The sequence below is a fragment of the Pseudomonas sp. NPDC077408 genome (assembly GCF_050269105.1).
Taxonomy (GTDB): domain Bacteria; phylum Pseudomonadota; class Gammaproteobacteria; order Pseudomonadales; family Pseudomonadaceae; genus Stutzerimonas.
The window spans coordinates 114,091-124,533 of the sequence record NZ_JBNNHS010000012.1 but is presented as its reverse complement, the minus strand read 5'-3'; the positions used below and the strand labels follow the sequence as shown (position 1 = coordinate 124,533).

The following is a 10,443-nucleotide window of genomic DNA, read 5'->3' as shown; positions in this document are numbered from 1 at the left end:
TCAACCACCTCTTTCAACCGCTTCCGATCAACCTGACCAGAGCCACCAACAGGACTCAACCACCACCCTGCCAGCCCGGCGCATTCTACTCGAATTCGCCATCCATGCAACCTTTTATTTTCGCTAACTCCTTGATTTACAAGAGGTTTCGCTAAAGGCCTGCGCCGGAGAAGGTGCGCATTATAGGCACTGAGGTTCTCACGTCAATGAATTTTCTGCTCCTTGTGAAGATTAAACGCACCTATATATAGAGAGCCAGGAAGGCGCGTTTTTAGACCCAGCCTTGCCTCACAAAAGGCTGACGAGACCTGCGTTTCAAGTTGAGGTTCAACACGAGCCCGCCTCAAAAAGTTAACTACTGCTCATCTCAGGCGCACGAAGCCAACCTTGCAACCGGCTCATCGCCTTAGATGAAAACCACTTCACAGTTGTCCCCAGAGCTAATCCCTAGGATTCGCATCTCATTGACGTGCGGTTTTTTCGCACGCGGCAAAGTCGTTGCGCATGGAGCGCCCCTGCTACAGCAACATTGCTAGGCAGGCATCAGTTGAGTCATGGAATGACGTTTTCAAGCAAGCTAGCCGCCCAGGTATTGGCGATGGCTAAAGCTCCTATCACAGCCACCGGCTTCGCTGGCGAAGATGTTCGCTATGCCGCCGAGTATGAGCTGCTCGAGCAGGAACTTGGCAAGGCTTCGTCGTTGCACGCTGCGGGGGCCGTAGATTGGGAAGCCGTGCGCGAAGGCTGCGAAGGCCTGCTCAGCACCCAAACTAAAGATTTGCGTATCGCCGCTTGGCTGACCTGGAGCCTGTATCAGCGTGATTCTTTTATCGGATTGCATGCTGGCCTGTCCATGCTCGGCTTCTTATGTCTCGACCATTGGCAAGATATCCACCCACGTAAGGACCGCACTCGTGCCGCCGCGATCACCTGGCTGGTCCCACGCATGGAACAGGTGCTCGCTGACCATGTGCCGATGGGCGAACAGCTCCCGCTGTTCGAGCAGATCGCGGTCGAGCTGCGCAACCTCGACAGCTGCCTGGCGGCGAAGCTAGGAACACAGGCGCCACTCCTGTTACCTCTATGCCGCCGGCTCGAGGAAATGGTCAAGCGAGCCGGCGCTGCACATCCGCAGCCAGGAGCTGTCGGCGCCGCTATAGCCCAGGTCAAGCAGGTAGCGGCCCAGGTATTTACGGCCACAACCCCGGTCGAGCACGAGAAAGACGCCCACAAGAGCCTGCGCAGCTTGCAGGATCAAGCCCGACCACTTTGCGGCTGGTGGCTCAAGCAGAAAGCCACCGACCTCAAGCCTCTGCGCCTGGCTCGGACCCTGCTGTGGCTGTCCATTGACAGCCTTCCCGAACGCAACGCCGAGCAGATCACGGCGCTACGCGGCATCCCGGCAGACAAGCTCGCCAGCTATCGCGAGCGCTTCTCTCAAGGACTTTACGCCGACCTGCTGGCCGACCTGGAAGCCAGCATCGCAAGAGCGCCGTTCTGGCTAGACGGCCAGCGCCTGGCCTGGGAATGCCTGCACGAACTCGACGCCGAGCAGGCCATGCGCGAGGTCGAGATCCAGGTCGCACTGTTCATCCAGCGCATGCCGGGCCTCGACGAGTTGCGTTTCCATGATGGTGCCCCATTCGCCGACGCAGAAACCCGCGCCTGGATAAGCGCCCGCGTGATGCCCCATTTACAGCCCGCGCAGAAGCCTAACGAATCGCACACTCACCACGGCGGTGCCACGCCTGCCTGGGAGGAGGCGCTCCAAGAAGTCCTGCAACAGCTGCGTAAAGACGGCCTCAAAAGCGCCGTGCAGAAGCTCAAGCTCGGCCTCAACCAGGCCCGCGGCGGACGCGAGCGCTTTTTCTGGCAATTGACCCTGGCCCGGCTGTGCTTCCAGGCCAAGAAATACGACCTGGCCAAGACTCAACTCGAATCCCTCGATCAGACGCTGCAGGCCACGGGCCTGGGCGACTGGGAACCCGATCTCGCCCTCGAGGTGCTGCGTCTGCTGCACAGCTGCTGTGAGCTGCTGCCGCAGAACCACGCCGTGCGTGAAAGCAAGGATGAGATTTACCGCAGGCTGTGCCACCTCGACCTCGAAGTGGTACTCGATTAGGCCCCCGGGCCGTAAACGCAAAGGAGAAGAACCATGGCCAAAGAAGGCTCGGTAGCCCCCAAAGAACGCATCAACGTCACCTTCAAGCCCTCCACTGGCGGTGCACAGGAAGAGTTGGAACTCCCCCTGAAGCTGATGGTGCTCGGCGATTTCACCCAGCGCGCCGATGATCGCAAGATCGAGGACCGTAAGCCGATTTCCATCGACAAAAACAGCTTCGATGAAGTCCTGGCAAAGCAGGAGCTGAACCTGACCTTCTCAGTGCCTAACCGCCTGCAAGACGAGGCCACGGATGAAGAGCTGGCGGTGCAGCTCGACATTAATTCAATGAAGGACTTCAACCCGGCCAATCTGGTCGAGCAGGTTCCCGAACTGAAAAAGCTGATGGAACTGCGCGATGCCCTGGTGGCGCTGAAGGGCCCCTTGGGTAACGCTCCGGCCTTCCGCAAAGCGATCGAAAACGTACTCGCCGACGACGACTCGCGTGACCGTGTACTCGGTGAGCTGGGTCTCGCCGCGAAAGAACAACTGGACGCCTGATTACTTCCGACAAGGAACGCCAACACCATGAGTACTAGCGCAGCAGCCGTTGAAAGCGGCAAGAACCTTGCCGAACTTGGCATTCTCGACCGCATCATCGCCGAAACCAAACTGACGCCCGATGACGAGGCTTATGACATCGCCAAGCGCGGCGTGTCGGCCTTTATAGAGGAACTGCTCAAGCCACAGAACGAGCACGAGCCGGTCAAGAAGGCCATGGTCGACCGCATGATTGCGGAAATCGACGCCAAGCTTAGCCGTCAGATGGACGAGATCCTTCACCACCAGCAGTTCCAGGCACTGGAATCCTCCTGGCGCGGCCTCAAGCTGCTGGTCGATCGCACCAACTTCCGCGAGAACATCAAGCTCGAAGTCCTCAATGCCTCCAAGCAAGACCTGCTCGACGACTTCGAGGACAGCCCGGAAGTCGTCCAGTCCGGCCTGTACAAGCACATTTACACCGCTGAGTACGGCCAGTTCGGCGGCCAGCCGGTCGGCGCCCTGATTGCCAATTACTTCTTCGACCCGAGCGCGCCTGACATCAAGACTATGCAGTACGTGGCCTCGGTCGCCAGCATGTCCCACGCCCCCTTCATCGCCGCGGCAGGCCCGAAGTTCTTCGGCCTGGAAAGCTTCACGGGTCTGCCGGATCTCAAGGACCTGAAAGATCACTTCGAAGGTCCGCAATTCGCCAAATGGCAGAGCTTTCGTGAGCAGGAGGATGCCCGTTACGTCGGCCTGACCGTTCCACGCTTCCTGTTGCGCAACCCCTATGACCCGGAAGACAACCCGGTCAAATCCTTCGTCTACAAGGAAAACGTCGCCAACAGCCACGAGCATTACCTGTGGGGCAACACCGCGTACACCTTCGCCAGCCGTCTGACCGACAGCTTCGCCAAGTTCCGTTGGTGCCCGAACATCATCGGCCCGCAGAGCGGGGGCGCCGTTGAAGACCTGCCGCTGCACCACTTCGAGAGCATGGGCGAGATCGAAACCAAGATCCCGACCGAAGTGTTGGTCTCGGACCGTCGTGAATACGAACTGGCCGATGAAGGCTTCATTGCCCTGACCATGCGCAAGGGCAGCGACAACGCCGCGTTCTTCTCGGCCAACTCTGCGCAAAAGCCGAAGTTCTTCGGCAACAGCGAAGAAGGCAAGAACGCTGAGCTCAACTATAAGCTCGGTACCCAGCTGCCTTACCTGTTCATCGTCAACCGCCTGGCGCACTACCTCAAAGTGCTGCAGCGCGAGCAGATCGGCGCCTGGAAAGAGCGCACTGATCTGGAGCTGGAACTGAACAAGTGGATACGCCAATACGTGGCCGACCAGGAGAACCCAAGCTCCGAAGTCCGTAGCCGTCGTCCGCTACGCGCCGCGCAAGTGGTCGTTAGCGATGTCGACGGGGAGCCGGGCTGGTACCGCGTCAGCCTGAACGTGCGTCCGCACTTCAAGTACATGGGTGCTGACTTCACCCTGTCTCTGGTTGGCAAGCTGGACAAGGAGTGAGGTTCTGCCCATGAACAAAACACACCGGCGTTGCGCAACCCTTCGGGACGCGCTCGTTTTCGCGCAGTGCTGCGTCACGCCGAACTTGTGGGCAGGCAGCACATGTCGTTCGTCCTTCCTGGCACTGCGCGAGAACGCGCAGCGTCGCCACCGTGTTTTGTTCGTGGGAAGAACCTGAGATGGCCTACGGCAGCCTTTTCGAACGCCTCGGCGGTGACGCCGACAAGCGCGCCGGCTGGAGCCGTGAAGTCGCGGCAATGGCTTCAGTGGCTGCCCATCTGGCCAAAATGCTCAGCACCCGGGCGGGCAGTGTGCAAACGTTGCCCGACTACGGGTTGCCCGATTTGAACGATATGCGCCTGTCGCTGCACGACTCGCTGCAACAGGCGCGTATCGCCATTGAACGCTTCATCGAGGCGTACGAACCCCGCTTGAGCCAGGTCCGAGTGATATCCCTGCCCCGCACGCATGACCCGCTGAGCCTGTCCTTCGCCATCGAAGGTCTGCTGGAAGTCGACGGTTCGAAGCGCCAAGTAAGTTTTTCCGCGAGCCTGGACGGCAGCGGACAAGTGAAAGTCCACTAAGGAGAGCCTGATGTCCGGTAAACCCGCAGCCCGACTGGGCGACCCCACCGATTGCCCGAAAAAGGGCCACGGCACCAACCCCATCGCGGCCGGCTCTCCTGACGTCCTGTTCGACGGCATGCCTGCCGCCCGTATGGGCGACCCGACGTCCTGCGGCAGTGCGTTGGCCAGTGCGGTCATCCCAACAGTGCTGATCAACGGCAAGCCGGCTAGTACCGTGGGTACGATGGGTGATCACGGTAATCCGGTGATCGCCGGGTCCGGCACCATTGTGATTGGCGGCTGACCATGCGTCTTACAGGGATGGCCGGCTGATGTCCTTCAACCACTACTACCAGAGCGAACTCACCGCCCTGCGCCAACTCGGCAAGCGCTTCTCCGAGCGTAGCCCGGCGCTGGCACCATTCCTCGGTCAGGCCGGGCGTGATCCGGATGTCGAGCGGTTGCTGGAAGGCTTCGCCTTTCTCACCGGGCGCCTGCGCCAGAAGCTAGATGACGAGCTGCCGGAGCTGACCCACTCATTGATGCACCTGCTGTGGCCGAACTACATGCGCCCGCTGCCGGCGTTCAGCATGTTGCAGTTCGACCCAGTCAATCGACCAGGCCCTGCGTTGATGGTGCCGCGCAATACGCCGGTCGAATCCAAGCCGATCCAGGGTGTGACCTGCCGCTTCCGTACCGCCTACGCTACCGAGGTTCTGCCGTTGGCGCTCGACGCGTTGGACTATTCGGTTAAAGGCGGTGGCGCATTGCTGAGCCTGCGTTTGCAAATGACGGCCGATGGGCAACTGGGTGAGTTGAATCTCAAGCAGCTGCGCCTTCATCTCGCTGGCGAGCGTTACATCAGCCAGATGCTTTATCTGAGCTTGCTGCGCAACGTCGCTGACGTGCAGCTGATTGCACTGGATGCCAACGGCAAACCATTTAGTGACGGCTTCGGCGTTGCGCTGCCCGCACTCCATATCGATCCGTCAAAGCTTCAGCCGGTGGGGTTTACCGAAGATCAGGCATTGATCCCATATCCGCTCAACACCTTTCGGGGATATCGCTACCTGCAGGAATACTTCGCCTTCCAAGAGAAATTCCTGTTCGTCGACCTGCTTGGCCTCGATGTCATCAAGCGTCTGCCGCAGGAGGTGCTGGAACAGGCGCGTGGCTTCGAGCTGCGCTTTGACATTCACAAGGCTGGCGTGCAGCGCATCCGCCCGACGCTGGATAACGTGCGCCTGTACTGCACTCCGGTGGTCAACCTGTTCGAACACGACGCCATCCCGATTCGCCTGGACGGCAAGCAGGACCAGTATCTGCTGATGCCATCCGAACTCGACAGCACCCACTGCGGTGTCTTTTCGGTCGACCGTGTTACCGGCTGGAAGCCGGGCGGCATGGGCTACGAAGAATACGTGCCGTTCGAGTCCTTCGAGCATGACCCCAGTTTCGACGTACCGGTGGCGCGCCCGCACTACAGCGTGCGTCAGCAGCCCTCGATGCTGGGCGACGGCCTGGAGACCTACCTCAGCTTTGGCCTGCGCAACCTGGACCAGCATGAGACGTTGTCCATCGAGCTCACCTGCACCAACCAGAACCTGCCGCGCCAGCTGCGCCTGGGCGATATCTGTCTACCCAGCGAAGACACGCCGGAGTTCCTGACCTTCCGCAACATCAGCGCCGTGACGCCGAGCTACGCGCCGCCGCTGCATCGTGACTTCCTCTGGAAGTTGATCAGCAACATGTCGCTCAACTACCTGTCGCTGGCCAACGTCGAGGCGCTCAAGGTGATCCTCGAGACCTATGACCTGCCACGCTATTACGACCAGCACGCGGAGAAGGTCAGCAAGCGCCTGCTCGGCGGCCTTAAGCAGATCGGCCATCAGCACGTTGACCGGCTGCACCGTGGCCTGCCGGTGCGCGGCGTGCGCACCGAGCTGGTGATGGACCCCGAGGGCTATCTGGGTGAGGGAGACTTATTCCTCTTCGCCTCGATACTCAATGAATTCTTCGCGCTGTACGCCAGCCTCAATTCGTACCACGAGCTGCGCGTCAGGAGCACACAGGGAGAGGTGTACCAATGGACGCCGCGCATGGGGCAGCAGCCCCTGCTCTAAACCGGATCAGCCGGGGTATCCGCGAGTACAGCCTGTTCCAGGGTGTGCTACTGGTGATGGACCGTCTGAAAGCCGCGCATCCTGACCTGGACGAAGAGGCGCTCTACGAGCACCTCGAGTTCCAGGCCAACCCGAGCTTGGGTTTCCCTGGCAGCGACGTCGATCGCGTGCACTTCTTCGAAGAGCATGGGCAACTGCGCGCGCAGTTGCGGATCAACCTGGTCAGCCTCTTTGGGGCAGGCTCGCCACTGCCTGCCTTCTATGGTGAGCAGGCTCTCGGCGATAGCGCCGAAGGTAACCCGACGCGCGAGTTTCTCGACCTGTTCAATAACCGCCTGCAGCGCCTGATACTGCCGATCTGGCAGAAATACCGTTACCGCACGCGCTTCACCAGCGGCGCACGCGACCCGCTCTCCGAGCAGCTGTTCGCCCTCATCGGGTTGGGCGGTGAGCAGATCCGCGCCGCCTCGGAGCTGAACTGGAAGCGCCTTCTACCGTACCTGGGCCTACTCAGCCTACGCGCACATTCGGCAGCACTGATCGAATCGGTGCTGCGCTATTACTTCAAGCACGCGGACCTGCGCATCGAGCAGTGCCTCGAACGCCAGGTAGAGATTCTCACCGAGCAGCAGAACCGCCTCGGCCGAGCCAACAGCCAGCTCGGCGAGAGCCTAGTGCTGGGCGAGCGGGTGCGGGACCGTGGCGGCAAGTTCCGCATCCACATCCGGCAACTCAGTTGGGGCCGCTTTCACGAATTTCTGCCGGTCGGCACCGGCTATCAACCGCTCTGTGCACTGGTGCGCTTCACCCTGCGCGATCCGCTGGACTATGACATCCGCCTGCAATTGCGCCAGGACGATATTCGCGACCTGCGCATCGGCGCCGAAAACACCTGCCGCCTCGGCTGGACCAGCTGGCTCGGTAGCGAGCGCGCGGACGGCATGGTCACCCTGGGCAGCCAGACTCATTAAGGAAGATGAAGATGATCAACGTAGACCTCCAACAACTGGTCCAGGCTCTGGATGCGCAGACCAAGCATGATCTGGAAACCGCGGCGGAGCGCTGCGTGGTCCGTGGCGGCAACAAGATCTTGGTCGAAGACCTGCTGCTCGGCCTGCTGGAGCGCCCCGAAGGCTTACTGAACCGCGCCCTGCTGGACGCCGATGTCGAACCCGGCACGCTGGCCCAGGCGCTGCAACCACGTGGCGAGCACAGCGAGTCGCGCAATCCGGTGTTTTCCGCGGAGCTGGTGCAGTGGCTACAGGACGCGCTGCTGGTCGGCAACCTCGAACTTGGCCAGAGCCAGATCGACCAGGCCGCGCTGATCCTGGCGCTGTTGCGCAACCCGATGCGCTACGCGGGCAGTCACTACCAACCGTTGCTGGCCAGGCTCAACGCCGAGCGACTGCGTGAGTTCGCCCTGGCCCAACAGCCGACGCAACAACCCGCAGGCACCCCCACTGCCGGTGGCGAATCGAACCTCTCGCGCTTCACCCATAACTTCACCCAGCAGGCCCGTGACGGCAAGCTCGACCCCGTCCTTTGTCGCGATGGCGCCATCCGCCAGATGATCGACATTCTTGCCCGCCGGCGCAAAAGCAACCCGATCGTGGTGGGCGAAGCCGGAGTCGGCAAGACCGCCATCGTCGAAGGCCTAGCACTGCGCATTGCGGCCGGCGAAGTCCCGGACACACTCAAAGGCGTCGAACTCATGGCCCTGGACCTGGGCCTGCTGCAGGCCGGCGCCAGCGTCAAAGGGGAATTCGAGCGCCGCCTGCAGGGCGTGATCGATGAAGTCAAAGGTTCGGCCAAACCAATCATCCTATTCATCGACGAAGCCCACACGCTGATCGGCGCGGGTGGTCAGGCGGGTAGCGGCGACGCGGCCAACCTGCTCAAACCTGCATTGGCCCGGGGCGAGCTGCGCACCATCGCCGCCACAACCTGGAGTGAATACAAAAAGTACTTCGAGAAGGACCCGGCCCTCGCACGTCGCTTCCAGCCGGTGCAGCTGCACGAGCCGACCGTTTCCGAGGCGGTGACCATCCTGCGCGGCCTGGCGCCTGTCTATGAAAAGAGTCACGGCATCTATCTGCGCGACGACGCAGTGGTAGCCGCCGCCGAATTATCAGCCCGCTACCTGGCCGGTCGACAGCTACCCGACAAGGCCGTCGACGTGCTAGACACCGCCTGCGCCCGCGTGCGCATCAGCCTTGCGGCCGCACCGGAAGCACTGGAGCGCCTGCGTGGGGAAATTGCCGAAGGTGAACGCCAACGCGAAGCGGTACGTCGAGACCTCGATGCCGGATTGAGCGTAGACCGCGAAGCGCTCGACGCTTTGGACCTCCGGCTGAGCGAAGCACGCGCCGAACTCGAACACGTAGAAACCCGCTGGTCCGTCCAGCGCGAGCTCGCCGAGCGGCTACTGGACTTGCGCAAGGCCTGCGCGTCGGCCCGTCAGGCGGCCGTTGACGAAGCGTCCACGCAAACGGCGCAGGAGATAAATGCCCTGGAAGCGGAGCTGCGGGACGTGCAGGTCGAGCTGGCCAGCGCCCAGACCCACGAGCGCCTGGTCAGCTTCGAGGTTTGCCCACGCCTAGTAGCCGAAGTGATCAGTCACTGGACCGGCGTGCCACTTTCGCAACTGGCACGCGAGCACAACAGCAAAGTGCTGACCTTCGCCAGCGACCTTCGCCAGCGGGTGCGTGGCCAGGCGCAAGCTGTCGAGGCACTGGACCGTTCGATGCGCGCGACCGCCGCCGGCCTCAACCGCGCCGACGCGCCGGTAGGCGTGTTCCTACTGGTCGGCCCCAGCGGGGTCGGCAAGACCGAGACCGCCCTGGCGCTGGCCGACCTGCTCTACGGCGGTGAGCGCTTTCTCACCACCATCAACATGTCCGAGTTTCAGGAAAAACACAGTGTTTCCCGGCTCATCGGCGCGCCGCCAGGCTACGTGGGCTACGGCGAGGGCGGCATGCTCACCGAGGCCGTCCGGCAGAAACCCTACTCGGTGGTGCTGCTCGACGAAGTCGAGAAGGCCGACCCGGACGTGATGAACGTGTTCTATCAGATCTTCGACAAGGGTGTGGCCAACGACGGAGAAGGCCGCGAGATCAACTTCCGCAACACCCTGATCCTGATGACCAGCAACCTCGCCAGCGACCGCATCGCCAGCCTCTGCGCAGGTGGCCAGCGCCCCGCCGCCGACGATCTGGAGCAAGCCATTCGTCCGCAGCTGGCGCAGCACTTCAAGCCGGCACTGCTCGGCCGGATGCGCGTGGTGCCCTATTACCCGATCGAGGGTGAGGTGTTGAATGAGCTCGTGGGGCTCAAGCTCACCCGCTTCGGGGAGCGCCTCGCGTGGCGTCAGCTGCAGTTCAGCCACTGCCCGGCGCTGCTGGCGCATCTGGCCGAGCGCTGCACTCACAGCGAAAGCGGCGCGCGGCTGATCGACCATCTCATCGACCAGCACCTGCAACCACTGGTAGTCGACCGGCTGCTCGACGCCATGGCCGGCGGCGAAACGTTGCAACGGGTACACGCCACGCTCGACGGCGACGGAGCAGTTGTCTGTGAGTTCGCTTAA

At 61.8% G+C, this 10,443-nt stretch carries 7 protein-coding genes and 1 pseudogene; all 8 read left to right on the top strand.

What is annotated here, in order from left to right; translation table 11 throughout:
- The first annotated feature begins 559 nt into the window (after positions 1-559).
- The 8 genes and pseudogenes from tssA to tssH all read left to right on the top strand — a co-directional run bounded on the left by tssA (position 560) and on the right by tssH (position 10,443).
- Positions 560-2,122, top strand: coding sequence for a type VI secretion system protein TssA (gene tssA, locus ACQKEK_RS21535; RefSeq protein ID WP_499144205.1), 1,563 nt, complete (start codon positions 560-562; stop codon positions 2,120-2,122).
- 33 nt (positions 2,123-2,155) lie between these two features.
- Positions 2,156-2,662, top strand: coding sequence for a type VI secretion system contractile sheath small subunit (gene tssB, locus ACQKEK_RS21530; RefSeq protein ID WP_128119588.1), 507 nt, complete (start codon positions 2,156-2,158; stop codon positions 2,660-2,662).
- 27 nt (positions 2,663-2,689) lie between these two features.
- The gene (gene tssC, locus ACQKEK_RS21525) at positions 2,690-4,168 is read left to right on the top strand and encodes a type VI secretion system contractile sheath large subunit (RefSeq protein ID WP_499144206.1); all 1,479 of its coding nucleotides are present in this window, start codon (positions 2,690-2,692) and stop codon (positions 4,166-4,168) included.
- Positions 4,169-4,347: 179 nt separating this feature from the next.
- Complete coding sequence (gene tssE / locus ACQKEK_RS21520) at positions 4,348-4,752, top strand: type VI secretion system baseplate subunit TssE (protein ID WP_499144207.1); 405 nt, start codon at positions 4,348-4,350, stop codon at positions 4,750-4,752.
- Between the two features lie 10 nt (positions 4,753-4,762).
- Positions 4,763-5,032 (top strand): annotated as a pseudogene (locus tag ACQKEK_RS21515) (PAAR domain-containing protein); the annotation flags it as partial.
- A gap of 34 nt (positions 5,033-5,066) precedes the next feature.
- Positions 5,067-6,857 (top strand): type VI secretion system baseplate subunit TssF, encoded by a 1,791-nt coding sequence (gene tssF, locus ACQKEK_RS21510; protein ID WP_499144208.1) that lies wholly within the window; start codon positions 5,067-5,069, stop codon positions 6,855-6,857.
- The gene (gene tssG / locus ACQKEK_RS21505) at positions 6,821-7,828 is read left to right on the top strand and encodes a type VI secretion system baseplate subunit TssG (protein WP_499144209.1); all 1,008 of its coding nucleotides are present in this window, start codon (positions 6,821-6,823) and stop codon (positions 7,826-7,828) included. Before tssF ends, tssG begins: the two co-directional genes overlap by 37 nt.
- A gap of 5 nt (positions 7,829-7,833) precedes the next feature.
- Complete coding sequence (gene tssH, locus ACQKEK_RS21500; RefSeq protein WP_499144210.1) at positions 7,834-10,443, top strand: type VI secretion system ATPase TssH; 2,610 nt, start codon at positions 7,834-7,836, stop codon at positions 10,441-10,443.